Origin of the sequence: Streptomyces prunicolor NBRC 13075, from assembly GCF_000367365.1 — a bacterium.
Taxonomy (GTDB): domain Bacteria; phylum Actinomycetota; class Actinomycetes; order Streptomycetales; family Streptomycetaceae; genus Streptomyces; species Streptomyces prunicolor.
In genome coordinates this window covers 39,617-65,580 of sequence record NZ_BARF01000081.1, presented here as the reverse complement: position 1 = coordinate 65,580, position 25,964 = coordinate 39,617, and the positions used below count along the sequence as shown (strand labels likewise).

23 protein-coding genes are annotated in these 25,964 nt (G+C 70.1%); 21 read left to right on the top strand and 2 right to left on the bottom strand.

Translation table 11 applies throughout. The features are described 5' to 3' along the window. The first annotated feature begins 245 nt into the window (after positions 1–245). The 4 genes from SPR02S_RS63390 to SPR02S_RS33855 all read left to right on the top strand — a co-directional run bounded on the left by SPR02S_RS63390 (position 246) and on the right by SPR02S_RS33855 (position 4,116). Positions 246–701, top strand: coding sequence for a response regulator transcription factor (locus tag SPR02S_RS63390; RefSeq protein WP_019061474.1), 456 nt, complete (start codon positions 246–248; stop codon positions 699–701). Then, complete coding sequence (locus tag SPR02S_RS33870; RefSeq protein ID WP_019061473.1) at positions 698–1,369, top strand: hypothetical protein; 672 nt, start codon at positions 698–700, stop codon at positions 1,367–1,369. Before SPR02S_RS63390 ends, SPR02S_RS33870 begins: the two co-directional genes overlap by 4 nt. Before the next feature lie 5 nt (positions 1,370–1,374). Further along, positions 1,375–2,061, top strand: a complete 687-nt coding sequence (locus SPR02S_RS33865; protein ID WP_043258665.1) for an HAD family hydrolase — start codon at positions 1,375–1,377, stop codon at positions 2,059–2,061. A 261-nt stretch (positions 2,062–2,322) separates the two neighbouring features. Next, on the top strand, positions 2,323–4,116 hold the full coding sequence (locus tag SPR02S_RS33855; RefSeq protein ID WP_019061470.1) for a glycoside hydrolase family 15 protein: 1,794 nt from the start codon (positions 2,323–2,325) through the stop codon (positions 4,114–4,116). 167 nt (positions 4,117–4,283) lie between these two features. Here the strand turns inward: SPR02S_RS33855 and SPR02S_RS56845 are convergent, their stop codons facing one another. Further along, positions 4,284–5,711 carry a helix-turn-helix domain-containing protein gene (locus SPR02S_RS56845; RefSeq protein WP_019061469.1) on the bottom strand — a complete coding sequence of 476 codons (1,428 nt, stop codon included), beginning with the start codon at positions 5,709–5,711 and terminating at the stop codon, positions 4,284–4,286. A 359-nt stretch (positions 5,712–6,070) separates the two neighbouring features. Here SPR02S_RS56845 and SPR02S_RS33845 point away from each other — a divergent pair, with 359 nt between their 5' ends. The 12 genes from SPR02S_RS33845 to SPR02S_RS33790 are packed head-to-tail and all read left to right on the top strand — an operon-like array spanning position 6,071 to position 20,960. Next, positions 6,071–6,736 carry a nucleoside/nucleotide kinase family protein gene (locus tag SPR02S_RS33845; protein ID WP_019061468.1) on the top strand — a complete coding sequence of 222 codons (666 nt, stop codon included), beginning with the start codon at positions 6,071–6,073 and terminating at the stop codon, positions 6,734–6,736. A gap of 40 nt (positions 6,737–6,776) precedes the next feature. Continuing rightward, positions 6,777–8,108, top strand: coding sequence for an aminotransferase family protein (locus tag SPR02S_RS33840; protein WP_019061467.1), 1,332 nt, complete (start codon positions 6,777–6,779; stop codon positions 8,106–8,108). Further along, entirely contained in the window at positions 8,105–8,851 is a 747-nt protein-coding gene (locus SPR02S_RS33835; protein ID WP_019061466.1) for a hypothetical protein, read from the top strand. Before SPR02S_RS33840 ends, SPR02S_RS33835 begins: the two co-directional genes overlap by 4 nt. Then, on the top strand, positions 8,848–10,074 hold the full coding sequence (locus SPR02S_RS65110; protein WP_026151097.1) for a glycosyltransferase: 1,227 nt from the start codon (positions 8,848–8,850) through the stop codon (positions 10,072–10,074). The genes SPR02S_RS33835 and SPR02S_RS65110 overlap by 4 nt, the downstream gene beginning before the upstream one ends. A gap of 16 nt (positions 10,075–10,090) precedes the next feature. Then, positions 10,091–10,948, top strand: a complete 858-nt coding sequence (locus SPR02S_RS33825) for a TauD/TfdA family dioxygenase (protein ID WP_019061465.1) — start codon at positions 10,091–10,093, stop codon at positions 10,946–10,948. 47 nt (positions 10,949–10,995) lie between these two features. Then, positions 10,996–12,318, top strand: coding sequence for a PLP-dependent aminotransferase family protein (locus tag SPR02S_RS33820; protein WP_019061464.1), 1,323 nt, complete (start codon positions 10,996–10,998; stop codon positions 12,316–12,318). Beyond that, entirely contained in the window at positions 12,315–13,646 is a 1,332-nt protein-coding gene (locus tag SPR02S_RS33815) for a PLP-dependent aminotransferase family protein (protein WP_019061463.1), read from the top strand. Before SPR02S_RS33820 ends, SPR02S_RS33815 begins: the two co-directional genes overlap by 4 nt. Beyond that, complete coding sequence (locus SPR02S_RS33810) at positions 13,647–15,389, top strand: non-ribosomal peptide synthetase (RefSeq protein WP_019061462.1); 1,743 nt, start codon at positions 13,647–13,649, stop codon at positions 15,387–15,389. Then, positions 15,386–17,554 (top strand): HAD-IA family hydrolase, encoded by a 2,169-nt coding sequence (locus tag SPR02S_RS59125; RefSeq protein ID WP_019061461.1) that lies wholly within the window; start codon positions 15,386–15,388, stop codon positions 17,552–17,554. Before SPR02S_RS33810 ends, SPR02S_RS59125 begins: the two co-directional genes overlap by 4 nt. Next, positions 17,554–19,455, top strand: coding sequence for a hypothetical protein (locus SPR02S_RS33800; RefSeq protein ID WP_158697911.1), 1,902 nt, complete (start codon positions 17,554–17,556; stop codon positions 19,453–19,455). The genes SPR02S_RS59125 and SPR02S_RS33800 overlap by 1 nt, the downstream gene beginning before the upstream one ends. A gap of 57 nt (positions 19,456–19,512) precedes the next feature. Beyond that, positions 19,513–20,067: an AAA family ATPase gene (locus SPR02S_RS33795; RefSeq protein WP_019061459.1), complete on the top strand. Its 555-nt coding sequence runs from the start codon at positions 19,513–19,515 to the stop codon at positions 20,065–20,067. Then, positions 20,064–20,960 carry an aminoglycoside phosphotransferase family protein gene (locus SPR02S_RS33790; RefSeq protein WP_019061458.1) on the top strand — a complete coding sequence of 299 codons (897 nt, stop codon included), beginning with the start codon at positions 20,064–20,066 and terminating at the stop codon, positions 20,958–20,960. The genes SPR02S_RS33795 and SPR02S_RS33790 overlap by 4 nt, the downstream gene beginning before the upstream one ends. A gap of 41 nt (positions 20,961–21,001) precedes the next feature. On the opposite strand, the gene SPR02S_RS33785 is transcribed toward SPR02S_RS33790, so the two are convergent. Then, entirely contained in the window at positions 21,002–21,532 is a 531-nt protein-coding gene (locus SPR02S_RS33785) for an NUDIX domain-containing protein (protein ID WP_019061457.1), read from the bottom strand. 482 nt (positions 21,533–22,014) lie between these two features. Between SPR02S_RS33785 and SPR02S_RS33780 the strand changes: the two genes are divergently transcribed. The 5 genes from SPR02S_RS33780 (at position 22,015) to SPR02S_RS33755 (ending at position 25,905) form a co-directional block, all read left to right on the top strand. Further along, positions 22,015–22,398: a hypothetical protein gene (locus SPR02S_RS33780; protein ID WP_019061456.1), complete on the top strand. Its 384-nt coding sequence runs from the start codon at positions 22,015–22,017 to the stop codon at positions 22,396–22,398. Positions 22,399–22,433: 35 nt separating this feature from the next. Continuing rightward, on the top strand, positions 22,434–22,649 hold the full coding sequence (locus SPR02S_RS33775; protein ID WP_019061455.1) for a hypothetical protein: 216 nt from the start codon (positions 22,434–22,436) through the stop codon (positions 22,647–22,649). Between the two features lie 348 nt (positions 22,650–22,997). Beyond that, positions 22,998–23,564, top strand: coding sequence for a hypothetical protein (locus SPR02S_RS33770; protein WP_019061454.1), 567 nt, complete (start codon positions 22,998–23,000; stop codon positions 23,562–23,564). Between the two features lie 333 nt (positions 23,565–23,897). Then, the gene (locus tag SPR02S_RS33760) at positions 23,898–24,536 is read left to right on the top strand and encodes a hypothetical protein (RefSeq protein WP_245607664.1); all 639 of its coding nucleotides are present in this window, start codon (positions 23,898–23,900) and stop codon (positions 24,534–24,536) included. Positions 24,537–24,963: 427 nt separating this feature from the next. Then, entirely contained in the window at positions 24,964–25,905 is a 942-nt protein-coding gene (locus SPR02S_RS33755) for an ATP-binding protein (protein ID WP_019061451.1), read from the top strand. The last annotated feature ends 59 nt before the right edge of the window (positions 25,906–25,964 follow it).

Genomic DNA, 25,964 nt, shown 5'->3' with positions numbered 1-25,964 from the left:
TGTACGCCCTTGGTTCCGCCAGAGAATGGACTGAATTGACCCTCCCCGGCCCACCTCGCGGCGGCTACTCATGCTCCAATTCCTACCGCTGGGCGAGAGATCCGCGCTGTCAAACAGCTGATACTCGAGTTCAGATTCAGGAGGCCTTTCTTGCAGCGCCTCAGCGTCTCACCCTTACCGGCCTTGGCTGCCGACTGCATCAGTATTCCCGCTGGAGAACCCCAGGCCCCGAGAAGGGCCGCGATGTGACAACCGCTACCAAGATTCACCTCACGGATCGTGAAGAGCAGGTGGTTCAGTGCCTCGCAGAGGGGTTGCGCCCCCGCCAAATCGCCCTGCAGCTCACCATCCGCGAGGGCACCGTGCATTCCTACGTGGCCCTGGCGAAACGGAAGTTGGGTGCCAGCGGGACGGCTGCCGCAGTGGAAGCTGCCTATGCCGCCAGAGTCCTCCTGCCGCCTGAATCCGAGGTGGGCAAGGTTGATCTGCCGGTCGAACAGCGCGAGTTGATTCCCCTCATCGCTCGGAGCATGACCGGAGTTCAGATGGCAGCCCATGTGAAAAGGCCGCTCAAGGACGTCCGATCCGACGTGCTCGCCCTGCTGAAGGCCCTTGGGGCGGGGACCCGTGCTCACGTTCCGACCCGGGCTCGCCAACTCGGCCTCGCCACACAGGAGAAGCAGGGGGAGACGAAGGAGTGACGATCAACCGCCCTCTCTACATCGCCCCATACGAGGGTGAGTCCGCGTGTGACGTCACCGTGGTATTCGATGACGCCGGCCATGTCTACTACGCCGACGAACGGCCGGACGACCGTGACGTCGACGGCATCCTCTGGGAACGGTGGGACGGGGCGCCGTTGGGCCCCCTTCAGATGGCCCTGCACCACCCCGCCCGACAACGTGAGGTCATGGACGGGGAGTTGCTGTGCGGCGTCTGTAAGGGCGAGCCGGATCGCGACGACCGGGGAGTGCTCTGGCTCCTGAATGCCGACGCAGACGTACGGGAGAACCTGGCCTTCCCCGCGGACATCGTGACCGCGACTCCTGCCGTTTGTCGTACGGACGCCCGCCGAGCTCTGCGCGCGTGCAGCGTCCTTCAGGACGGGTTCATCGCGGTCCGCGCCCGGGAGGCAGAACTCGTCGGCGTACGTGGCACCGTCTACTCGCCGACAGCGCCTCCCCTGATCAACCAGGTCGTACGGTTCGACGATCCGGACATCCACCGGGTGGTCGCCCGCCAGCTCATGCGCGAGCTGTGCAACGCAGTGTTGGACGAGGACACGCTCCCCTCGTCCGCCCTGGCCGGCCGGCGCGGCATCTCAGGACCGACCACGGCCGGCGGCAGTGCACATTCGGTGTGGGGGTGATCGCGATGCCGGCCAACACGCAGGTCGCGCTGTTCGACCTGGACAACACCCTCACCGATCACGCGGCAGCATTCGCGTTGTGGGCCGCCGAGTTCTCCAGGGAATCCGGCATCCCGCTCCCGTGGCTCATGAAGGCTGAGGAGCGACACGCCGGCGTGAGGCACGTCTTCTTCGAGGAGGTCAAGGAGACCTTCGGCATTCGGCAGTCCGTCGCTGCTCTCCATGGCGCCTACCGCGGTCGTTGTGCCGAGCTTGTCCCGTACCGCCCAGAAGTGTGCACCGCCGTTCAAGCACTGGCGGAGGACGGATGGGCTCTGGGCGTGGTGACCAACGGCGCGCCGGAAGCGCAGCGACGCAAGCTCGACGTGTCGCAGCTCGCTCGGTACTTCAGCTCGGTGATCATCTCTGGCGAGTACGGCGTACGCAAACCCGATTCGGCGCTGTTCCGACTTGCGATGGACGACCTCCAGGTCGAAGACGCCACACGGGCAGTCATGGTCGGCGACTGCCTGGCTACCGATGTCGCAGGGGGCCTGCGGGCGGGACTGCGCACCGTGTGGGTCTCGGGAGGGCGGACGCTCCACCCCGATGCCCCCGTCCCCACGTACATCGTCCGGGATGTGGTCGAGGCCAGCGGCCTGCTTCGCGACCTCAGTCTCGCTTCAGTCGGTGGCCCTTCACACCCCACGTAGAGCCTGGAACGGAGTCCGAAGGTGAGGAGGAAAAACGTCTGGCGTGCGGCCGTGTTCGTGCTCGCCATCGCCGTGCTGATCCTCGCGGCCGAACTGCGAACCCCGCTGTGAACAGCGGGGCCGCGCGAGACACCACCCGCACCACCACGCTCAACACGCAGTTGTGGAGTCTTCCGCACGCGCGTCGATCGGCAGACAACGACCCAATGACCCGGTGGCTGTCCCCCGCTGGACGGGACCACCCGCACAGGACGGACATTCATGGCTGGGCGCATCGAGGACTACGCACTCATCGGCGATCTGCAAACAGGCGCTTTGGTCAGCCGCGACGGAACGGTCGACTGGCTTTGTCTGCCTCGCTTCGACTCCGGCGCGGTCTTCTCCGCTCTACTCGGCACGGAAGCCCACGGCTTCTGGCGTATCGGCCCAGCCGGCCCGCTTCCTGTGCCTGCTGACCGGCGCGCCTACCGCGGCGAGTCGCTGATTCTGGAATCCGAATGGGACACCCCCACGGGCACGTTGCGGGTGACGGACTTCATGCCCCCGCACGTGTCCACGCCGCGGTTGATCCGACTGGTTGAGGTCGTCCACGGCGTCGTGCCCGTGGCCTCCACGCTCCTCCCGCGCTTCGGTTACGGACGGGTCATACCGTGGGTCCACAAGGTCGACGGCCGCGCCGTCTCCGAGGCCGGCCCTGATTCCGTGTGGCTCGACTCGTCACTTGGTACGAACGCTGCCGACCCGAACTGCACCGAGTTCACCCTCACCGCCGGCGAGTGCGTCGGGTTCACCTTGAGCTGGCAGCCGAGTCACATCACGCCGCCGCCCCCTGCCGACTACGGCGAGGCCTTGGAGGCCACTGAGCGCTTCTGGAGCGGTTGGGTCTCCCAGTGCACGTACAACGGCCCGTACCGCGATGCCGTCGTCCGATCTCTGATCACCCTCAAGGCGCTCACGTTCGCTCCGACCGGAGGAATCGTCGCCGCTCCGACCACCTCCTTGCCCGAGGACATCGGCGGCGTTCGCAACTGGGACTACCGCTTCGTCTGGCTGCGGGATGCCGCCATCGCCATGTCCTCTCTCCTGCGTACCGGTTATCGCGAGGAGGCTCGGGCCTGGCGCAGGTGGCTTCTGCGCGCGGTCGCCGGCGACCCGGAGAACCTGCAGATCATGTACGGCCTCGCCGGGGAACGTGATGTGCCGGAGAGTGAGCTCGGGTGGCTCCCGGGCTACGAGAAATCCACGCCCGTCAGGATCGGCAACGCCGCGTCCACCCAGTTCCAACTCGACGTGTACGGCGAGGTCACCGAAGCCCTGCACCTTGCCTCCACGCTCGGCCTGGGGCCTGATCGGGCCAGCGGTCGGCTTCTCACCAAGTTCGTCCGCTACCTGAAGGACCACTGGTTTGAGCCGGATGAGGGGATCTGGGAAGTGCGCGGCCCGCGTCGTCACTTCGTCCACTCCAAGGTCATGGCCTGGGTCGCCGTCGATCGCGCCGTCAAGCTCGTCGAGGCGGGTGACGTCGACGGGCCAGTCCAAGAGTGGCGCGGTCTGCGGGACACGATCCATCGCGACGTCTGCGAGCAGGGATACGACCACGAGCGCAACACCTTCACCCAGTCGTACGGGTCCAGGGAACTCGATGCCTCCCTCCTGCTGATCCCACGCTTCGGGTTCCTGCCGCCGGACGACAAGCGGGTCATCGGCACCATCGAAGCGGTTCAGCGGGAACTGTCCACGAAGGACGGATTCGTCCTGCGGTATCCAACCGCTGGCGAGAACACCGGCCTGGATGGCCTGAAGGGTGACGAAGGGGCCTTCCTGGCCTGCTCGTTCTGGCTCGTTGACGCACTCACACTGATCGGCCGGCGGGAGGAAGGGCGCGGGCTGTTCGAGAGACTGCTGGAACTGAGCAACGACGTGGGACTGCTCGCTGAGGAGTGGGACTCCGCAGAGGGTCGCCAACTCGGCAACTTCCCGCAGGCGTTCAGCCACGTCGCCCTCGCCGACAGCGCCGGGATCTTGGACTCGGTAGAGACGGCGAGGAGGGCGTGACGGGCGGCGCCGAGTTGTGGGTCTCCGCCTCGGAGCAGCAGCTCGACCGAAAGAACCTGACCGTCGCGACATGGGCCTACGGTTTTCAGGGCGGGCACATGCCGACCGCCGCGGCCCGGCTATCCGGGTTCTGGCCCCTTGGCCAAATCCTGGGCAGCCAGGTGGAGTTAGGCGCTCTCGGCGACGCCGTGCACGTCGATGGCGGGGCGCAGGAGGCGCACCCTCTCGCGCAGATCTGCGACGCCGGCAGCCGTCACCTCGGCCAGCGCGCCGTCGAGCTGTACAAGCCGCGTACGCGTGGTGGAGCGAAGTCTGGCGGGCGGGATCTCCTCCAGGACGCTGAGCGCCCGTTGGGCTGCGTCATCCGGACGGCCTGGAGCCTCTGCTTGAGCCAGGGTCAGAGAGGCTGCTGCCCAGCTCGGGGTTCCGGTGACGCAGATCCTCAGGGACGCCTCCGCGGCGGCGATGGCCTTGTCCGCGCGGACGAGTACCCGGTCGGCCTCGGCCTGGTGGAGGCGGTGCTCGGCCTCGTCGTACCCGAAGCGGCCCGGAGCGTAGCCGATCGGGTCCGATTCCAGTGCGCGAGCGGCGTCAGCCATTGCGCGGTCGGCGTCCCGAGGGCGTTGGAGCGCTGCGAGGGTGGGCAGTTGTGCCCAGCCGTGGAGTTGGGCGCGGGGCAGTCCGCGGGGAGCGCATGCGAGCCCGCGGTCGGCGTAGTCCAGCGCCTCGGTGAGTTCACCTCGGGCGCGCGCAACCATGGCCTGGGCGCCGCACGCCCAGGCGGCGAGCCGATTGTCGCGGCAGCGCTCGCCGAGGGCGTAGGCGGTCGCCAGGTGGACGCGCGCTCCCGTTTGATCATTGAGGTGGTGGGCGAGGTTTCCGAGGAGGGCGCTCAGCCAGCCGATGCTGCGGCGCATGTCGACCTGTACGCCCTCCGCCGTCTCTCCGGTTGTGACGGCCTTCGCGAGTCGGCCTCGAACTCGGTGGACTTCGTCGAACAGGGTTGCTGGCGGGTGCTTGCTGTACCCGAGGGCATAGAACTCGATCGCGGACTCGGCGGCCTCCACTACCGTTCGGCTGCCGGTCGGGTCGATGAGCAGCGCGAGGTCGAGGGATTCACGGACGGCCGGAAGCCCAGCGGCTGTGGTCATGGTGGTCCCACTTTCTCCTTCGGGGGCATCACGCGCCTCAACGGCATCGGCACTGTACCGACCGGCAGCCGGGATCGGGCCGACCCTCCAGCGATCGAGGTCGAGTTGCTCGGGGCGGGCCCCGTACACCGTGCACAGTGCTTCCGCGTATTCGTCGCTGGGCCACCGGACGCGCCCGTGTTCCCACCGGCACAGCATCGGCTGGGTCATGGCGGGAGGCATCAGGCCACGAGAGAGGTAGAAGTCGCCGACGCGGGCGATGGTCTCGGCTCGGGACCATCCCAGAGCCAGTCGCCACGCCTCAAGGCGGCTCACTTCGGGCAGTTCGTCCGCGATGGCGTTGGCCGTGTTCTCCGTGCTCTGCCCGGTGCACAGGCAGCGTTCGCGGATCTGCGCGGCGGACCTCCGGATGGCCTCGCGCCGCGAGCGACTGACGGTGATCATCTGCGCACCCCCCGTGAAAGGAACGGCTGTCCAGCACGGTATCCGAGCCGGACGCTGGGCGGCAGACCCGCTGTTCGGCCACGTGCTCGCTTTGCCTCGCACTGGCAATGCGGGTGCTCAACACAGGCAATGACGTTCGGTCAGCCGCCACTGACGATGGAGCCACCTCGCGGCCGTACGGCCCGGCCGTTGACCCGGCCGAGCGGGTGCGGCACCCGCGAGTCCGTGCCCGTGCACGTCGCGTGCCTCGGACCAGTGATCGGAGGTGGAGCCCGATGGTGAGACTCTTCCGGCCAAGCAGGTCTCTTCCGCTCTCGTCCTGTCGACGGATCAGACCGACCGGGGGTACCACCCGCGCGATGCGCGTCCTGGTTGACGGTGTCGATATGGCGGGCAAGACCACGCTCGTAGAGGCGCTCGTGGCCGAGTTGGAGGGCCGTGGCCGTCCGGCCGTGCGTCACCGGGGCATGCTCTGCCCGCATCATCCCCTCGCCTGGGCACTTCGTGGGCTCTCTCAGGCTCGCCAGCCGGACAGCTGGTGGACGACCACCGCCTACGTGTTCGGCGGGTTCCTCCTCGACAGCCTCCTCGTACGCGTCGACCCGCCCCGACCGCGCAACAAGGTGATCGTTCAGGACGCGTACGGCGATCGCATGGTCGCCTTCGGCATGGCCGGCGGCCCCTACCTGGCTGCGGCGCTGATCCTGCGCTGGCCCCGCCTCCTGGCGCCCTTCGACCTGGCCGTCTACCTCCACGCCTCACCAGAGGCCCGCGCGAGACGGCTTCTGCAAGGACGTGGGCACATCGACGTCCGGGATGAACGCACCGTTAAGGACACGAAGTTCACCGAGCGCTTCCACGCCTTCCACGTGCACGGCGTGGGACGCCGGCACCGCCGCCTGCTGGTGCTCGACAGCAGCAAGCGCGCACCGGACGACATGGCCAGGGAGATCGCCGATCTGCTGCTCAACGGCCCACGTCAGCAAGGTCCTGAGCGGCAGAGCACCCTGCGCGGCCAGTCGTGAATCTGCGGGCGGGGCCACCTCCAAGGAAGAGATTACGATCATGAACAAGGCAACTGCCGTACGGGAAGCGGACCTCCAGCACTTATGGCACCCCTGGAGCCCGCTCAACAGCGCCGGAGAGCGCCTGGTGCTCACCGACGGGCGCGGCTCCCATGTTCGCGACGACCACGGCCGCACGTTCCTCGACCTGCGCGCCGGCACCTTGAACGCGACCGTCGGCTACAGCCACCCTCGGGTCGTTCAGGCGTTGGCCGAGCAGGCAGGTCGCCTGATGACCTGGGACCTCGCCGAGGTCACGACGCCACCGCCAGCCGAACTGGCCCAGCGGATCGCGTCGTTGCTTCCGCCGCCGCTGGGGCGCACCTTGTTCTGCAACTCCGGCTCCGAGGCGACCGAGGCGGCGTTGAAGATCGCCCGGATGTGGCACGGCATCGAGGGCAGCGTGGAGCGGACCGTCGTTCTGTCGTACGCCGATGGCTATCACGGAGCGACGGCTGCGGCGATCGCCACCACCGCGTCGTCCTTCCGCCGGGAGGGCAGCGGCCCTCTCCCCGACGGCTACGCCCACCTGGCCACCCCCCGTTGCGCCGCGTGCGCGTCCGGAACGGGGCACACGCACTGTCGGGTGCCCGGGTCCGCGGAGTGGGAGGAGCAGATCCTCGCCATCGGCCCGGAGAACATTGCCGCCATCCTGGTGGAGCCGGTGCTGAGCGTCGGCGGTGTCATCGTGCCACCGCCGGGCAGGCTGCTCGATCTGCGCAGGCTGTGCAACCGCTACGGCATGCTCCTCATCGTCGACGAGGTCGCGACCGGCTTCGGTCGGACCGGCCGCACTTTCGGTTTCGAGCACGACCTCGACCCTCAGGCCGCCCCCGACATCGTCACCACGTCCAAGGGCCTCGCCGGCGGGTACGCGCCCTTGGCCGCCGTGACCGTACGCGAGGACATCTACGCCGTCTTCGCCCGCGACCGGCTGCTCGGCGGGCTGCGGCACGGCCACACGACCGGCGGCCACACGACCGCGTGCGCCGCCGCACTCGCCGTCCTGGACGTGATCGAGGAGGAGAGCCTCGTCGCGGCCGCCGCCGACCGCGGCTCGCAACTCCTCTCCCTGCTGTCGGTGTTGAGCGAGTGCGCGCAGGTGCGTGAGGTGCGGGGCTGCGGCCTGATCATCGGCGTGGAGATGGCCTCTGTCGAGATGGCCGCGAGGGTCTCCCGGGTCGCGCAGGACGCCGGCGTTCTGGTGCGCGGCTTCGGGCCCGTGCTCACCGTCGCCCCGCCGCTGACGATCAGCAAGGACGAGGCCGCGCACGGCGCAGGCGTCCTCATCGAGGCGGTCCGCGCAACGAGCCGGACGGTGGTGCGGTCATGAACGCCGAGCGGGACACCGTCGTCCTGCCGCTCGCAGGTGCCGGCTCACGGCTGGGTTTGCCGACGCCGAAGGAGTTGCTGCCGACCGGCGATGGCCGGGTGGCGCTGGATGTCACCCTCGACCTTCTCGCGCCGCATGCCTCCAGGATCCGGCTGGTTGCGGTCATCGGGGACGGCCGCGAATCCACGGTGCGCCACCTTCGGTCCCGCTGCACCGCACTGGGCCTCCCGCTCGCCGTCGCCTTCCAGGACCCGGGCCTGCCCGAGTCGACCGGCGCCGTACTGAGCGCTGAGCCCTGGTTCGGGCCGGCCACCCTGGTCCTCCTGGCGGACCAGGTCCTGCTCGCGCCCGAGCCGGAAGCGGTCGGCGACATCCTCGACCTCATCCACGCGGGCCACCCGGCGGCGTTCCTCGCCGCCCGCGAAACCGATCCCGAGCGGCTGGCCGTCGACGGGGCTCTCAACCTGGACGACTCACCCGACCGTCCCCGGGTCGTCGGCTTCGCCGACAAACCCGGTCTGCGGGCGGCTGGGCGGTTCAACGCGGTCTGGTTCGGCTACGCCGTCGCCCGCCCGTCCGCATCGCGGTTCCTCGCTGCTCTGCACCACGCCACGCTTCACCGTCCCGCCCAACAGGACGCCCTCACCGCCCTGTTGGGGGCGTCCGTGGTCGAGGTCGGACCCTTTTGCGACCTGGGCACCTGGCCCGCCGTCACCGCCTATTGGAAGGCCGAGCACCCATGAGCCGCCACATCGCCATCCTCAGCGGTCCCTACCGTGTTGACGACCGGCTCGGCGGGATCGGGCTGCGGCTGTGGGAGATCGCCCAGGTCCTCGCCGACGCCGGCCACCGCGTCACCATCGCCGCTCCGTACCCGTCCGACTTCGCCCATCCCGGTGTGCGGATCGTCACCGGCGCCGAGAGCGAGGTTCTCGACGCCTGCGACGTCGTGTTCACCACGGACCTGCCCGACACGCGGCTGCTGCTGAAGGCCTACGAGCGGGGCGCGTTGATCGTGGCCGAGAACGCGCCTCCGATCGAGCACCTCCACTTCGACGCTCTCGCCGGCCCCGAAGCCCAGGACTTGTACGAGGACACGGTCGCCCGGTGGCGGCTGCAGCTGATGCTCGCCGATCACCTCCTGGTCCGCTCCGAGGCCGAACTCGCCTCCACCCTGGGCGCGTTGGTCGCCACCGGCCGCATGTCCGCCGCCCACCACCGCACCGACCCGGGCCTGTCGCACCTGGTGAGCCTCGTGCCGATCGGTTACAACCGGCACTCCCTCGCCACCGCTGCCGTGTCGCCACAGGTGGCGGCCGGGGCCTGTGACCTGCTGTGGAACGGCGGCGTGTGGGACTACTGCCACCCTTCCCCCGTCCTGGACGCGCTCGCCCACCTCCGCGAGAACGCCCCCACGCTGCGCCTGCTGTACGCGCCGGACGAGGTACGGGGGGCCGCGCTTGAGGAGCGGGCCGAGGATCTCCACGTCGCCGACCGGGTCCTGTGGCCGACCACGGCGGTTGCGCACCGCGACCGGGACGGCTGGGTGAAGGCGGCACGCGCGCTGGTCATCACCGGCGAGCGGACCGCGGAGAACATGACGTGCCACCGGCTGCGGCTGCGGGACGCCGGCCTGTACCGGCTGCCCGTCGTCTCCGACGGCTACGGCGCCACCGGCCATCTGGTCCGCGCCCTCGGTATCGGCCCCGTGGTCGACCCGGCCGACACCGCGGCGCTTGCCGCCGCCCTGCGCCAGGCCACTACCGAGGGCCCCGCCCGGACCCAGTACCTCGCCTCCCTGGCTGCCGTGCAGGACCGCTTCACCCTCGAACACCACCTCATCGGGCTGCTCGAATTCCTGGAAGTCGGCCGCCCGGCGCCCGACCGCAGCGCTCACCGCGCCGCGATCCAGGACCTGCTCGCCCAGCGCCCGGCTCTTCGCCACCAGTCCCCCGCCGTCATCTGAGTTCCGGAGGCCCGCCATGCCCACCCCGTTGATCGACACCCCCGTGTCCGCCACCACCGAGCTGCCCGACTTCAGCACCGGGCCCGCCGCAGTGGTTGAGACCAGCAGCTGGTCGCTCCCGGACACCGGCGTACGCCGCCGCGTCGCGGCCGAGTACCGCCGGCGCGGCTACGTGATCGTGGACGTCCCCGGCTCGACGCCCACTCACGACGACCTGGCCGCCCTGTCCGGGGCGCTCGGCCTGGGCCGGCCGTTCACCCCGCCGCTGTACGCCGGCAGCGCCCACACCGTGGGCGGGGTCAGCCGCCTGACCGCCGTACCCGACGCCGCCCACCCGTTCCAGGGCGCTGCCGGGCAGAACGTTCACTGCGACGGCACGCTTCAGCAGCTCGGCGAGATCCCCACCACGGTCATGATGTGCGCCGCCGAGGCCGCCGACGGCGGGCTGTCGTACCTGGTCGACCTGGTCGACGCCTATGCCGAACTGCGCCGTCTGGACCCCGAGGCCGCCGCTCAACTCGCCCACCCCGAGGCGCTGGTGCGCACCTCGACCCTCGTCGACGGGCAGTCCGTGACGGCGCCGGCGTTCGCCGAGGAACACCCGGGGACGTGGATCACCCGCTTCAGCCGCACCGCCACAGACGCCTACCGGCACCTGCCCGGGCAGAGGGACGCGCTCGACCGGGCGTTGGCCATGATGGACGCCGCCGCGATGCCGGGCAGCTCCTACCGCGTCTGCTTCACCCTCCACGCGGGGCAGGCGCTGGTCCTGGCCAACGACCGGCTCGGGCACGGGCGCACCGCCTACCGCGACGACCCGGCCTGCCCGCGGCTGCTGCTGCGTGGCCTGTTCACCCGTCGGCCGCTCGCGTGACCGGCTTACTCGCCCGTCGTTTCCGTCCCCCGTTAGGAGCCACCGCCATGCCGCAATCCGTGCCCAGCGGAGCCGTGCTGCTGGCCGAAGGACTCAGCGTGCTCCGTGCCCACCAGGCCCGGGCGTCGCGCACCCTCAGCCTCATCCCCGCCGAGGGCATCATGGCGCCGGTCACCCGTCTGCCCCTGATCAGCGACCTGTACGCCCGGTACATGTTCGACGAGGACCCCGACCCGCAGGCGGGCGAGTGGCGGTTCCCGTCGGCGAAGGACGCGGCCTGGCTGGAGACCGGCCTCACGGTCCCGCTGCTCGCCCGCCTCACAGGCGCGGACCACGTGAACGTACGGCCTCTGTCGGGGCTGCACGCCATGGAGATGGTCATCACCGCGCTCGGCGGGCCGCCTGGGAGCACGATCGCCTGTCTCGCTCCAGCCCAGGGCGGGCACTACGCCACTGCGGACGTGGCCCGCCGGCTCGGGCACCAGGTGGCCTTCCTGCCAGGCAGTTCGATGCACGAGCTGGAGTGCGACCTACTTCCCGGCTTCGTGGCCGAGCACCGTCCGACGCTGGTCTACCTCGACCAGTGCCACGCCCTGCACCCCCTGGACGTGACTCCGCTCGTGAAGGCCGTGCGGGAGGCCAGCACCAACACGCTGGTGCACGCGGACATCTCGCACACCCTGGGCCTGGTGCTGGGCGGCGCGCTCCCCAACCCGCTCGCGGCCGGCGCGGACAGCCTGTCCGCGTCTACCCACAAGAGTTTTCCCGGCCCGCAGAAGGGCATCATCGCCACCCGGTACGCCGCGGTCGCGCGGCAGATCAAGGCGATCCAGCCCCAGCTGGTGTCCAACCACCACGTCGCCGCTGTCGCCGCGCTCGGCATGTCGCTGGCCGCGTTCGCCGACCACGCCGCTCCGTACGCGCACACCGTCGTGGCCAACGCGCAGATGTTGGGCAAGGAGCTCGCGCACGCCGGATGGGACGTCGTCGGCGCCGAGTTCGGCTACACCCGCACCCACCAACTGTGGGTAGCCTCCCCCGGGCAGACGAGTGCCGAGACCGCAGCCTCGCGCCTGTACGAGGCGGGCCTGCACGTCAATTGGCTCACCGATCTGCCGTTCGACAAGCCGGGCCTGCGTCTGGGGCTGGCCGAGGCGACCTGGATCGGCCTGACCCCAGGGGACATGCCGCGCCTCGCTCAGATCATGACCGCCGCGGTGGCCGGGAGCCGCCCGGTGGGCGAACTCGCCGAGGAGACCGCCGCGTTGCGTCCGCGCGCCCTGTACCCGTACGTACGCCCGCTCGACGCGGACGCGGTCCAGGACGCCGCAGCCGTCGTCCACGCCGTGCTCGGGGAGGTGGCGCGATGACCCAGTTGATCGCACCCGTCACCGAGGACGCCCCGTGTGTCGCGGTCTACCGGGACCTACGCGACGGTGTCTCCCGCGCCAGCGCGCAGATCGGTTTCGGCTACAACCTGTACCCGGCCGCCGCAGCCGTCCACCGGTTCCTTCACCGGGCCCTGGCGGCCAGTGCCCGCGCGGGCCGGCTGCACGAGTACGGCACGGTGCACGACGCCCACGACCGCGCTCTGGCCGCGACCTTGGCCGGCGCCTACCTCGGGCTCGACCTCGACGAGGCACAGATCGTCTTTACGGCCGGCGCGACCGAGGGAATCGGTCTGGTCACGCGCTGGCTGGCGGCGTGCGATGCCGGCCTGCTGCTGCCCGCGCCCTGCTACTACGCCTTCGAGCAGACCCCGCGCCGCTGGGGCGGTGCCGTCGTGGGCCGCTACTGGCACGACGGCACCGTGCACGCGACCGGGGACACGGCCTCCCGCACCGCGCTCGTGGAGATCTTCCCCAACGGGGTCACCGGCACCCTCTACACCCCGCCGCCGCGGACGGCGGACTTCCACCTGGTCGACATCGTCTTCCTCGCTGGCGGCTCCGGGCCGCACCCGCATCAGGTCACCCACCGGGTCCGTGCCGCGCTCAACGGCCGCTTCACGGACACGGCGGTGCTGATGACACCATCCAAGGACCTGTGCATCCCCGGCCTCCGCCCCGGCCTGCTGATCAGCGGTTCGCCGTCCCTGGCCGAGGCCGCGCGCGACGACATCTTCGACCGCACAGCCTCCGCCAGCCCGCTCGCCGGCCAGCTCGTCCTGCTCTACCTGAGCGTCCTTCTGCTCGCCGAAGCCGCTCACGAGCCGAACCCACACGCCTTCGACCGCCGGTACCGGTGGATCGTCCAGCAGTACGCCCGCCACACCGTGGAGCCCGTCCCCTCCGAAGCGGTCTGCCGCTCGATCGTCGACCATCTCGACGCGATGAGTCGCCATTTCGCCGACGGCTTCGACCTGCTCACCCAGCACGCCGACGACCTGCTGGAGAGCGGCGACCACCTGCGGCCCGTCTCCGGGTACTCGCTCCTGCCCCGTCTGAACGTCGACCTCGCCGACCCCGGTGAGAGCATCGCCTGGGTCAACGCGGTCGGGCGCCAGTTCCAGCTCAAGCTCAACCCGCAGCTCCTGTTCGGCGGCACACGGCAGTCCTGGCACGCGCTCTCCCCGGGGCCGCCGCGCATCCGCGTGAATCTGTCCGTCCCGCACGACGGACTGCTCACCACCCTGGCCCTGCTGCGCGAGGCGCACCGCGGCGTGGTGCTGCCCCAGTCCCGGACGGAGGCCGCCTGAATGAGCACGCTGACCAAGGTGCTGGCCCGCGCCGCCGCCGGACACCCGGACGCGATCGCTGCCGCCGAAGCGCACCGGCACGTCACCTACGGCCAGTTGTGGGAGGCGGCCGGGCGCACCGCGCAGGCGCTGCGTGACGCGGACCTCATCCGCCGGGCCGTCGTGCTGGCCCTTCCCCCCGGAACCGGATGGATCACCGCGCTGATCGCCGCATGGCGAGCGGGCGCCATTGCCGTTCCCGTCGACGTCGCCCATCCGCCCGCCCGGCTCGCCCAGATCGCGGCGGCGTGCCGGGCGTCCGGGGCCATCACAGCGGATGCCCAGGCTCCCGCCTGGGCGAGACACCTCACCTCCCTCGCCCCCGCCGACGGCGCAACGACCGCGCCGCCCTCCACGACCGGCGTACCGCCCGATCCCTGGGACGACGACGTCGCCTGTATCTGGCACACCAGCGGCAGCAGCGGCAGCCCCAAGCCCGTCCTCATCAGCCACCGAGCTCTTGCCGCCCGCGCCACGGCTCTCCCCGGCCTGTACGGCCTCACCCCCACCGACCGCATCGCCCAGCTGACGTCGCCGGCCTTCGACGCCGTGCTGTGGGAGGTGCTGGGCGCATTGTCCTCCGGCGCCCGGCTGCAGATCGCCGGGCCTACCGAACGGCTGCCCGGGCCGCTGCTCACGCAATTCCTTGGCGAGCAGCGGATCACGGCGTTCACCTGCACGCCCACCCATCTGGCGGCCACCGAGTTCGCCGAGCTGCCCGAGCTGCGCCGCATCGTTGTCGGCGGCGAGGCACTGCGTGCCGAGCCGCTCGCCCCGTGGTTGCGCGCGTACGAGGTCGCCAACGCCTACGGCCCAACCGAGGCGTGCGTGGAGGCGGTGGTCGCCGAGCGCGTGAGCAGCGGCGAGGGACCCGTCCCGATCGGCCGCCCGCTCCCCGGGGTCACCGCCTGGATACTCGATGAGGGCCAGCGGCCCGTGCCTCACGGGTATCCGGGCGAGCTGTATCTGGGGGGCGCGGGACTAGCGGACGGCTACCTTGCTCTGGACGCCGAGACCCGGCAGGCTTTCCCGCTCCTCGAACTCCCTCTCCCGGAGGGCGGTGTGGGGCGTGTGCGCGTCTACCGGACGGGCGACCGCGTGTGGCAGCGGCCGGACGGCCAGTACGTCTTCGTCGGCCGCGTCGACGACCAGCTCAACGTCGGTGGCGTCCGGCTCGAACCCGGTGAGGTCGAAGCCGCGGCGTGCCAGCTGCCGGGAGTGCGGGCCGCCGTACTGCACGCCGAGCAACCGGACGGCGAAGCCCGCCGCCGTCTCGTCCTGCATGTGGAGGCGGACGATGTCGACCTGGCGCCGCACCTGCGTCGCCACCTGGCGGGCGTGTTGCCCCCGTCGGCCGTGCCCGCGCTGATCATTGTCCGGGCGAGCCTGCCCCGTACCGCATCCGGCAAGATCGACCGGCTCGCTCTGGCCCATTCGGACGCCCCGGCCGACCGCACCGCCTCGGCTGCGGCGCCGACGGGGCGCCTTCCGGACGACGTCGCCCGGTGGTGGCAGGAGACCACTGGCACGCCGGCTGACGGGAGCGCCGACTTCTTCGCGTGCGGCGGCGAGTCGCTTTCCGCGCTGCTCCTGGTGCAGAAGGTGAACGAGACCTACGGCACCGAAATCACCATCGGTGACTTCCACGCCGATCCCACCACGACGTTCCTGTCCGCTGCGCTGTCCTCCAGGAGCTCCTCATGACCACCTCGATCCGCGGGCTGCTCGTCGACCTGGACGGCGTCGTACGGCTGTGGAAGAACCGCAGTGCCGTCGCGGCGGCGATCGCCTGCGGTCTCCCCGAACAGGCCGTCCGCGGCGTCGCGTACGGAGGGGTCTTCGACCTGGCCCACCACGGGATCTTCACCCACGAGGAATGGGTCGCGTCCGTTCGCGCCGACCTGACCGTCCAGTTCGGGCCCGAGGGCGGCAAGGCCGCCGATCTGTGGGCTGCCGACCGAGGCGAGCCCGACCCTCAGATGGTCGCGCTGCTGCGGCGCGCCCGCAGCGCCGGTCTGACGACCGGCGTCCTGACCAACAACACCACCGCGGTCGCCGCCGACCTGCTCTTGCACGGACTGGACGATCTCTTCGACCATGTCGCCAACAGCGCCGACCTCGGCGTGACCAAACCCTCGCCCGCCGCCTACCACCAGGCCCTCAGGCTCATGGACCTGCCCGCCGGGGTGGTGGCCTTCACCGACGACAACGCGACCAATGTGGCTGCCGCTCTCCATGTGGGCCTGCGCTCCACCCACTACACGAGCGCCGGTGCCTTCGAGACGTTCCTGTCCAGTCTCGGCGTCGTTCTTCCCACCTCCGCGGACGCCGTCCCGACGCGGGCCGGGGCCCCGGCCGGCGTCGCGCCGCCCGACGGCCATGCGGAAGCCGATGCCGGCTCCCGACAGGCCGTCCGTTACCTGAGCACCTCCTTGACCGCTGCCGGTCTGGCCGCGCGGCTGACCGAGCACAACGAGCCCCTGACGGCCGTCCCGCTCGGTCCCGACGCCGTCGCATCGATCACGCCGGCGGGCCGACTGACGACGTGGCGCCTGCTGCCGCACGGCGCCGACACCGCAGCCGCGGCCGGCCAGTTGTCCGCGTGGACGAGCACGTCGTGCGACGTGGAGGCCGAGCACCTTCCGCCCTGGCTTTGCGAGGTCCGTACCGCGGCCGCGCCCCGTGCCGAAGCGCTCCTGCACGACGTCGGCTGGTCGCTGCACCAGATCGCCGCCGCCGCGCACACGGGCGACCTCCTGGCGGCCGTCACGCATCTGGACCTCGCCCGTCACCAACTCACCGCTCTGGCCTCCCTCCTGGCTCGCCACCAGCAGGCGCCGTGGCCCGGCGCGACGGCCTCCCGGTATCTGCCGCCGACCGCCCGGAGTGCTCTCACGGCGTCCCACAGGGTCGGCGTCACGAACGTGGAAGGGCTGGCAGAAAGCCTCGCCCCGCTGCTCGCCCTTCTGCGCCAACTGCGCCACGGCGCCCAGGCCGTGCTGAACACCAACAGCTCGTGGCCCTGGCAGCACACCACGGCCGCGCTCGCCGACCTGCTCGGCACCGCCCCCGACCTCAGCCCGCACCCGGCCGACGACCCCCTCTACACCCCCGCCCTGGCCTGCGTGTACGACCGCCACCGTCCCCTCACCGAGGCCATGACCGACGCGTTGCGGACCTTCGCCGCCGAACAGCTCGCGGGACGTGACGTGGTGGAGATCGGCGCCGGCACCGGACGCATCACCCGGCACCTCGCCGACGGGAACGCGGCGTCGTACCGCGGCGTCGAACCCTCCGCCGCAATGGCCACCCTCCTGACCCGGCATCAACTGCCGGGCGTGGACGTGGTGTCCGCGGACGCACTGATGCTCCCCTTCGCCGTCAACAGCGCGGACGTTGTCATCGAGCACGAGGTCCAGATGTTCACCGCCGATCCCCTGCTCGCCGTCGACGAGGCGCTGCGGATCCTGCGCCCCGGAGGCCTGCTGGTCCGACTGCTGCTGCACCCCACCGGTCCCGACCCGCTCGCCGGCATCGACGCGGCTTACCGCACCGCCGCCTTCGCCGACGGCCCGCTTCCCCTCTTCCAGGGCAAGGGCACCGACCAGCGCGTCACCGCCCATCTCGCCGTCCGCGGCCTGGACACCACCACCCGCACGCTCGTCACATTCGCCCGCCACCGCGAGCCCGCGGAAAGCGTGGAGGCGCTCGCCGACCGGGCCTGGCCGTATCAGCACCAGCTCACCGACGCCGCACACGAGCGCGGCATGACCGCCGCCCGGGCGGCTGCGGCGCGGGTCGCCGAGGCCGTCCCCGTCGAATGCGTCCTGCGGGCGCTCACCACGTCCGACCGCCCCGAGGTGCCCTGATGTCTCTGCCCCCTCAACTACCGCCCCGATACCAGTGGGTTGAAAGCGTCGACGACGACGGCCCACCGCCGCAGGCGACGACCATTCCCCTCCTGCTCCCCGCCGAAGCGGAACGCGCCCGGCGCTGGGCATGCGTCCTGCACGGTTACGGCGTTGCTGACGAACGGCGCCCGCCTGCACGAGCCGGAGCGCGGGTGGCGAGCCTGCCCGGCCACGAACGCCTCGGCCAGTTGGTAGCGCACGCCCTCGGCCGCGCCCATCACGTCCTCGACCCCCACCGGCCCCTCGCCGTCGGTGACCGGGGCGGCAGCGTTCTGGTCGTCGCGCCGGCCGACGCGCTGCCGTTTCGCGTCCTGACGGCGATCGTGACCGCCTTCGGAGAACAGGACACCGAGACCGGGTTTCTCACCGGCCGCGACGCAGCTGGCGTCACCTTCTCCCTGGCCAAGCTCCTCGCCGCCACCGGGCCGGGCCCGGGCCCGGCCCGCAGCGGCCTGCTCGACGGCACGACCGGCCTCGCCCACGTCCTGACCGCTGGCGAGAGCGACGAACGCAGCACCGTCGCCGACGTTCTCGGCCGGCAGTGGACCAGCCTCATCGTCGACGCCGACGGATCCGCCGCGCACGCCCCGCTCGGCGCACTCACCCTGTGCGGGCTCACCGGCACCGCCGAACACACCTTCGACGGGAGCGTCCTTCCCGGCGGCTGTAGGCCCACCAGGTGCAAGACCGACCCGTCCGGACGGATCGGCCCCTTCGCCCTCCACAAGCTCACGACCCGCGCTCTGGGGATCTTCGTCTGCAACGGCATCACCCTTGGGCCAACGGAGCAGTACCCCTCCGACCTCAGCCTCGCGCTCGATGCCCTGGAGGGCGTCCCCCAGGCCGTCTTCGGCCTCATCCGCGGAGACCTGGACACCAGCGGCCACGAGCCCCGCCTCGCCGCCGCGAGCCTGCACGCCGGCGACCGCCTCGGCCAGTGCGTCACGCTCCTCAACACCGACGGTGCCCGTCGGGGAATCCGCGGTCCCTCCGCCGTCCTGCTCGGCGACCCCGAACAGCGCCTCCACACCCCGGGTGCCACTGCATCCCCGCGCCCCCGTCCCCGGACCGGCCGACACGTCACCGACGACCAATTGCTCGGCACATGGCAACAACGCCTCGCCGACGCACACGCCGTCGAGCGCGGCCTGCACGACTCACTGCAGCGCCGACCCGACCAGGACCTGGCCACCTGTCTAAAAGAGATGGCGGCCCACCGGGGTGCCGCGGGCGAGCTCCTGCTCGCGGCCGTACGCGACCACTCCCCCGCCGAAACGTGGGGCCCTGCCCTCGACACCAAGAGCACCGCGTGGGCTCACGCAGCCCTCTCGATTCTCAGCCGGACCCGTGGTGGCGCCTTCGCCCGCCAACTCACCGCTTCCCGTGCCCATCACCGCACCACACGCTGGTCCTCCGCCAGCCCCTGCCCGTACTGCCACACCCCGCGCGAGACCGAGCACCTGACCAGCCCACTCGGCCTCACCGACCGCCGCACCATCCGTTGCCCCAAGTGCGGGCCCGCGCTCAGCCTGCCCGCCGCTCTCCCCGAGCTCCAGGTCGATCCCCCGGCCGCTCTCCACGCCGGCAAGTCCGCCGACATCGCTCTGTATTTGCCCAACGCAGCCGACGGCCTGGTGGCGGTTCACCTGCGACCACGCTCAACCCGGCGAGGCTCATACGATCACCAGGTCATCGCCGCCCGCCCCGGCCCGCACACGATCACCCTCACCATGCCCGAGGAATCGATCCCCGAACTGGACCGACTCTGGGTGGTCCACGCCCACCGCTTCCACATCGGCTACTACCAGCAGCGCCTTCCTGGCCTTCCCTCAAGCACCTCGTACGGCCGCAACGCGTAACTCCGGAGCGGACCTGACGGTTCGCCGACCAACACGACCACGCACCTGAGGAACCACATGCTTGTCTGGATCAACGGCCCCTTCGGGGGCGGCAAGACCACCACGGCCACTCTGCTCCACCAGCAGCTGGCGGGCAGCATCATTACCGATCCCGAGGAAGTCGGGTTCCTGCTGCGCGGCAGCCTCGGCGACCACCCCAGCCGTCAACGCGACTTCCAGGACTACCCGATGTGGCGCACGCTGGTCGCCGCCGTGTGCGCAGAACTCGACCGCCATACGAACGGCGGCCCGGTGATCGCCCCCATGACGCTCCTGCGCCGCGAGTACGCCGACGAGATCTTCGACGCCCTGGGCAAGGCCGGCACCGAGGTGCACCACATCCTGTTGCACGCCGAACCCGAGGTCATCCAAGCTCGCATCAACGAGAGCATGGAGTTCCCCGGCGACGAGGAGCGTAGTGAGAAGGTCCGGGCCTTCCGGCGCCGCAAGGTCACCGCTTACGAGGACGCGTATGCGACCTGGCTCAGCGCCCGGGCCGAGGTGATCGACACCACCTCGCTCGCCCCCGATCAGGTCGCCGAACGGGCCCTCGGCCTCCTGCGAAGGCCATGACGAGCACCCCAGTAGCCGCGATACCCCGCCTCGCCGGGCCGGCCACCGTGGTCACCGACCACAGCTGGCCCGGAACGTCGACGACGGTACTGCGCCTTCTGGACCCGGCGGGCCGGCAGATGATCCACAAACGGAACACCAGCACCGGCAGCTTCCAGCGCGAGCACGCAGCCCTCGCCCTCTGGGCCCCTGCCCTTGGAGCGGCTGCGCCGCAACTCCTCGCCGTCGACGAGGCTGAGCAGGAACTCGTCATGACCGCCGTCGCCGGACACCCCCTGGCCCAAGTGCACTTGACCCGGCGCCAAGAGCACGTCGCCTATGGCCACGCGGGCGCGCTGTTGGCCCGCTTCCACCATGCGGCCGAACCGAAGACGCTGTCCTCCTTCGGCGCGGAACGCGCCGCGTACATTGGCGCACAGCTGTCGGAGGGCACCGCACCGCTGACCGGTTCCGAAACCCACGTCCTCCACGAGGCCCTCGACCAGCTCGCCCTCATGCCACCCCAGCGCGCCCAGCCGTCCCACCTCGACTTCACCAGCCGTAACGTCCTCGTCCATCCGGACGGCAGGCTCGCTGGCGTGGTCGACTTCGAAACCAGCCGCTACGAGGCTCGCGGCCGCGACTTCCTACGCATCACCCAGCGCACCCTTCTCCAACGGCCCGACCTCCGCAGGGAGTTCTATCGCGGGTACGGCCGCGAGCCGGACGAGACCGAAGGTGAACTCATGCGTATCTGCACGATCACCGACGCAGCCGCCATCGTCGTCACAGCCACCGCACAGGGCCGCAGCGCCTTCGCCACGGAAGCCAGCCGCGTCCTAACAGCCGCCTTGCGCACCTGGCCAGACCCCGCCCCGGGCACCTCTGTCCCGCACGCCCAAAGGCCCCTGTGACCGTGCCCACGCGTGGCAGGACAAGTCACGCCGTCGAGGACTTACCGACTTCCAATCCCTTCCAGAGCGGGCCGGCGGCCCGGTTCCGTGATTTCGCCGATCCGGCCGAACAAGTCCTTGGCCTGGGGCCGTAGATCCTCCGAGATGTCGCCGTGCTCGGCGATCTCCGCAGCTGTAAACCACCGGACCTCGTGCGCCGCCTCGCTGACCGGGCCATCGCCTTCCGCCACGGCGAGAAAGAGGTGGTCAATGTGGACGTGCGGACCTCGGGTGTGGTTGTCGGGGTGCACGTCCAGCTCCTGGACCCACCACGGCGCGGGCACCAACGGGTGGGGCGCCCCGGCGGGGAGCGCGTTGGAGGGGCCGAAGATCAGCCGTGCTCTCCAGCCGGTCTCCTCGGAGATCTCCCGCTGCACCGCTTCGGCCGCATTCTCGAAGGTCTCAACATGCCCGCCGGCGAGCATCCAGCACTCCAGGCGGGGGTGCCAGATCAGGCCGAGCCGCCATTCATCCGGGCACGGCCGGAAGAGGAAAGCGCTGGCCGTCGACTCCTTGATTCGTGCAGAACTCATGTGCTTGAACGGTCCCGTCGGTCGATCTCGTGCGGCCACCGACCCGGCCCTCTGTTCACCCCTGAGCCTTCCAGAACCGCTTCGGCGACAGGACCAACTCGAGTCATGTTCCCCAACTACGTTGGGCACAAGTTCAGGTCCGAGCCGGCTGACCCGTTGAGGGCACGTGCGGTCCGACGTCTCGCGCCAGCCGCCCGCGGCCCGGGGCACCGCGGCCGACTCCGGCGCGTGGGCCAGGGCCGCCGAGACGACATAGTGACCGTGGACTCAGCATCTCGCGCGGGCAGCGCACCGGTGCCGGACTGCAGGCTGCGCCTCACCGGATCCCCCTGAGCCCGCGACGGTCGAGAACATCCATTCTGGCGACTCTTAAGGCTTGCATTCGCATCGCGTCACCTATAGAGTCTTAAGAGTCACACTCGGTCAGTCCGCGGAGGACCTTCACGACGGCCGCCGCTCCTCGTCCCTGGAGAGCCGTATAGATGAGCACAAACACCAAGATCAGCGAGTACACCCGGGCCGCCGACCAGGCCCTCACCCAGAGGCGCGCCTGGGAGACCCTGGCGATGTACGCCGGCCAGACCCCAGAGCTCGCCGACGCCCTGGCGGTCATCGACTTCACGGAACTCGGCGGGTCCCTCGACGACACCGCCATCGAACTCGGCCTGAGCGAAGCACGCACGGAGTTCGAGCGCAACCACGCTCTGGCGGAGGTCGAGACGCGTCGCATGAATGCCGGCGCCGCCCCGGACTCCCGCTGCACGTGCAGCCACCTCGGCGCCGTCCACGCCCGCCGTGTCGTCGACGGCCGGCTCCCCTGCGGATCGAGCGGCTGCCGCTGCGAGGACCTCGCGTTCAGCTCCTGACCACCGAACCCACAACGCGAAGGAGGACGACCGCCATGACAAGCAGCCTGGCACTGGCGATCGCGTATGAGGACGCGCTGGAGGAGGCGGGCATGCACGCAGACGAGCGGACCACCTGCTATACCCACCAGACCTGGGCCGTCGAGTGCGCCGACCGGCACCTGCCGCTCACGGCTGGGCGAGCGCTCGCGTCACTGCGCGAGGTCGGCCGCGTCCGGTGGCGGGCCGCCGGCGCCTACGGCCGGCCGTAGCGGACGAGCGCTCGGCCGGCCCGCAGCGCCGTCCGACGCCGGCGTCCGCCGAGCGGGCGCAGGACCCTTGGCGGGCGAGGCCCGCGTCGACCGCCTCCGGCGCACCGGCATCACCACGCTGGGCAGCTTTCGGACACCAGCCGGGAGAGACCTCATCGACGGGGCAAACGGTCCCCTGACCTGCGGCCCCAGCCAGTCCCCGTACCGCCGGCGGAACCCTACGGCGGGCCGCGGTCGGCATCCCGCCTCGCGCAGGCCGCACCGACGGCGGCCTACCGGCAACGAAGACCTCGCAGTCTGCCGTATCCTCAACCCCCGACGAAAGCCATAAGAGACAGGATCTTGAAGATGAGCAGTACGGACGCCACCGAGGTCATCGACCTGACCAAGCGCACGGAACCGCTAAGCCTAAGCGAGATCAGCCGGGCGCTGGGGATGAAGTCGCGCGGCAACGCACAGAAGATGCACAAGCCGCCGCTGCAGAAGGCCATGGAGGGCAAGCCGCCGACCAACAGGCCGCCCCTTCACGCGGTGGCCGAGGCGCTGGAGGTCGACCTAGGTGACGACATCCTCACAACCTCGACCCCGCGGTTCCCGGTGGAGGTCGTCCTCGCTCTTGGCAAGGCCCTCGGCTACCTCGACCAATCCGGTCAGATCGTCCCGGAGATCGCGAACAAGGGTCGCGGACGCTGGCTACCGGTCGCCCCGACGATCTATCCCGCCACAGGTGAGCGCCGGGTCTACATCAACCACCTGGCCGCGAAGCTGAGCACCAGCAAAGAGTCGATCGAAATGGCACTCCACCGGAAGGCCTTCACGGAGCCAGACGATACGGACGAGATCGGCCGCGTCGTTTGGTGGGTGCAGACCGCGAACGAGATCCTCAGGACCAGGAATATCGAGGAACGGTTCTGATCGCCCTTTCAAGCATCCGCCCAACTGAGGCGGGGTCGGTGCTGGAGGTGGCGGCGATGCACACCGAGGAGCGGACCACGCACTGCGTTCACCAGACCCGGGCCGTCGAGTGCGTCAACCAGTACCTGCCGCTTACAGCTGGGTGAGCACTCGCGGCGCCATGCGAGGCCGAGCGCACCGCCGGGCACCGTAACACCCGCAGATACCAGCACAGGCCCGCGACCCGTAGCTGAGCTTCCACTGGACGGAACCACCAGCTGGAAACGAAGACCTCGTGGTCTGTCGTATCCTCAACCTCCACGCAAGCCATAAGAGACAGAATGGACCTTAGGTATGAGCATCACCGACGATGCAAGCGTTATCGACCTGACCGAGCGGACAGAACCGCTCAGCCTAAGCGAGATCAGCCGGGCGCTAGGGATGAAGTCGCGCGGCAACGCACAGAAGATGCACAAGCCGCCCACGCAGAAGTCGATGGGTGGCAAGGAGCCGGCCAACAAGCCGGCGCTGCACGCGGTCGCCGAAGCACTGAATATTGACCTGGGCGACGACATTCTCGAAACCTCGACGCCCCGCTTCCCGGTAGAGGTCGTCCTGGCTCTGGGCAAGGCCCTGGGGTACCTCGACCACACAGGCCACATCATCCCGGAGATCGTGAACAAGGGCCGCGGCCGTTGGCTTCCCGTCGCCCCGACGATCGACCCGGCTTCGGGCCGGCGCCGTGTCTACACCAACCACCTGGCCGCGAAGATGGACATCAAGAACTCGTCGATCGAAATGGCGCTCTCCCGGGAGCAGTTTACGGAGCCGGATGAGAGGGACGAGCTCGGTCGGATTTTCTGGTGGGTACCGACCGCCAACAAGATCCTTGCGGACAAGAACATCACGGATCTGTTCGCGTTCCCTCACGAGTACCCTCGTTCTTCCGAGTCGGAGGCGACAGCTGAAACGAGCGTTCCGCCCTCGGAGTGACGGGCCCTGGCAGCCACCCCGGGTTTCAAGGTCACCTACTCGCAAGGCACACACCCCTCGGCTGCGGCCGACCGACCTCACCCGTCCCAGAACATCTGGGACGGGTGCTGGCATGTTCACCACGGCGTGGAAATGGGCGGAGGGCAGGCCCGAATTGCACCTGAGCACAACCAGAGGTTGGTGACCCTGTGACCACAGCATTAAAATCTCGGCAGCAGCCCTGAAGAACGCCCTGAAACGAATCGTGCGCTACTGAAATATTCAGCGCAGCCCGACACACAAAACCCGTTCTGAGCTGCGAGAAGGCCAATTTGGTGATATAGTCTTAAGAGTCAGAGAGCGTTGATCCCGACACTGGTCGGACTGGACATCGTGTGCCGATGTCGGGACTCGCTGGAATACTCCACCGACTGATTCCGGAGGAACCTTGACGGATACCACCACTCATCCGGCGGAGGCGTCCGGGCCGCAGCCTAGCCGCAACGAACGCTTCCACTTCACCACCGCCGTACGCCAGCAGCGTCCTGCGCGCATCCTTCTCGACGGTCCGCCCGGAGCGGGAACCACCTACACGGCCCTGGCCCTGGCCGCCTCGATCGGCAAGCGCGTCGCCGTCATCGACACCCAGCGCGGCCGGGTGAGCGCCTACGCGGACGACTTCCCCTTCGATGTGTGCCCGCCGCTCAGCTACTACTCCCCCGAGACCCTGGTGACGGCGTTGGCCCACTGCGCCGACCAGCGCTACGACACGGTCGTGGTCGCGACCGCATCTCCGTTCTGGAACGGAGCAGGCGGGGTGCGCGAACAGGTTGACCGGGCCTCCAAGAGAGCCTCGTCCGGCAGTACTTGGAGCGGCTGGCGCGAGGTGCGCCCGGTAGAGCAGAACATGCTCGACGCACTGCTCGGGTACCCCGGCCACATCGTGGCCACCGTGCGCGACAAGCTCGACTACGTCGCCGAGGTCGACGAGTCCGGCCGGGTCCATCGCAGGATCGTCGGTCTGGCCCCGGTCGCCCGCGAGGGCATGGAGTACGACTTCGACCTCGTCGCCACGATGGACCACACGCACACCCTCGTGGTCGTCAAGGCTCCCACGGATGATCTGTCCGGCGCCGTCGAGACCAAGCCCGGTGCACGGTTCGCCGCGCGCATCACGGACTGGCTGATGCAGGGCGAGGCCGTCGAGCTGCCGTTCGACCTCGCCGCCGAAGCCGTCCTGCCGGACCTGTCGTTCGAGGAACTCGGCGACCTGATGCACCGCGTGCGCCTGCGCCAGGCGGAGGGCCACCCGTTGCTGCTGCCCAACGGCATCGGCATCACCCTGGGCGCCCACATCACCAAGCGCGGCAACGAGCTGCGCCGGGACTGAGCCCTGCCGCTCCGGTCCCTTCTCCGCCGCTCGGGCGCTGCGCACCTTCCGCGCCGCCC

Coding starts and splice junctions, on each gene's coding strand:
- SPR02S_RS33865 (WP_043258665.1), top strand. CDS start 1,375: ATGCCGGCCAACACGCAGGTCGCGCTGTTCGACCTGGACAACACCCTC.
- SPR02S_RS33855 (WP_019061470.1), top strand. CDS start 2,323: ATGGCTGGGCGCATCGAGGACTACGCACTCATCGGCGATCTGCAAACA.
- SPR02S_RS56845 (WP_019061469.1), bottom strand. CDS start 5,711: ATGATCACCGTCAGTCGCTCGCGGCGCGAGGCCATCCGGAGGTCCGCC.
- SPR02S_RS33845 (WP_019061468.1), top strand. CDS start 6,071: ATGCGCGTCCTGGTTGACGGTGTCGATATGGCGGGCAAGACCACGCTC.
- SPR02S_RS33840 (WP_019061467.1), top strand. CDS start 6,777: ATGAACAAGGCAACTGCCGTACGGGAAGCGGACCTCCAGCACTTATGG.
- SPR02S_RS33835 (WP_019061466.1), top strand. CDS start 8,105: ATGAACGCCGAGCGGGACACCGTCGTCCTGCCGCTCGCAGGTGCCGGC.
- SPR02S_RS65110 (WP_026151097.1), top strand. CDS start 8,848: ATGAGCCGCCACATCGCCATCCTCAGCGGTCCCTACCGTGTTGACGAC.
- SPR02S_RS33825 (WP_019061465.1), top strand. CDS start 10,091: ATGCCCACCCCGTTGATCGACACCCCCGTGTCCGCCACCACCGAGCTG.
- SPR02S_RS33820 (WP_019061464.1), top strand. CDS start 10,996: ATGCCGCAATCCGTGCCCAGCGGAGCCGTGCTGCTGGCCGAAGGACTC.
- SPR02S_RS33815 (WP_019061463.1), top strand. CDS start 12,315: ATGACCCAGTTGATCGCACCCGTCACCGAGGACGCCCCGTGTGTCGCG.
- SPR02S_RS33810 (WP_019061462.1), top strand. CDS start 13,647: ATGAGCACGCTGACCAAGGTGCTGGCCCGCGCCGCCGCCGGACACCCG.
- SPR02S_RS59125 (WP_019061461.1), top strand. CDS start 15,386: ATGACCACCTCGATCCGCGGGCTGCTCGTCGACCTGGACGGCGTCGTA.
- SPR02S_RS33800 (WP_158697911.1), top strand. CDS start 17,554: ATGTCTCTGCCCCCTCAACTACCGCCCCGATACCAGTGGGTTGAAAGC.
- SPR02S_RS33795 (WP_019061459.1), top strand. CDS start 19,513: ATGCTTGTCTGGATCAACGGCCCCTTCGGGGGCGGCAAGACCACCACG.
- SPR02S_RS33790 (WP_019061458.1), top strand. CDS start 20,064: ATGACGAGCACCCCAGTAGCCGCGATACCCCGCCTCGCCGGGCCGGCC.
- SPR02S_RS33785 (WP_019061457.1), bottom strand. CDS start 21,532: ATGAGTTCTGCACGAATCAAGGAGTCGACGGCCAGCGCTTTCCTCTTC.
- SPR02S_RS33780 (WP_019061456.1), top strand. CDS start 22,015: ATGAGCACAAACACCAAGATCAGCGAGTACACCCGGGCCGCCGACCAG.
- SPR02S_RS33775 (WP_019061455.1), top strand. CDS start 22,434: ATGACAAGCAGCCTGGCACTGGCGATCGCGTATGAGGACGCGCTGGAG.
- SPR02S_RS33770 (WP_019061454.1), top strand. CDS start 22,998: ATGAGCAGTACGGACGCCACCGAGGTCATCGACCTGACCAAGCGCACG.
- SPR02S_RS33760 (WP_245607664.1), top strand. CDS start 23,898: ATGAGCATCACCGACGATGCAAGCGTTATCGACCTGACCGAGCGGACA.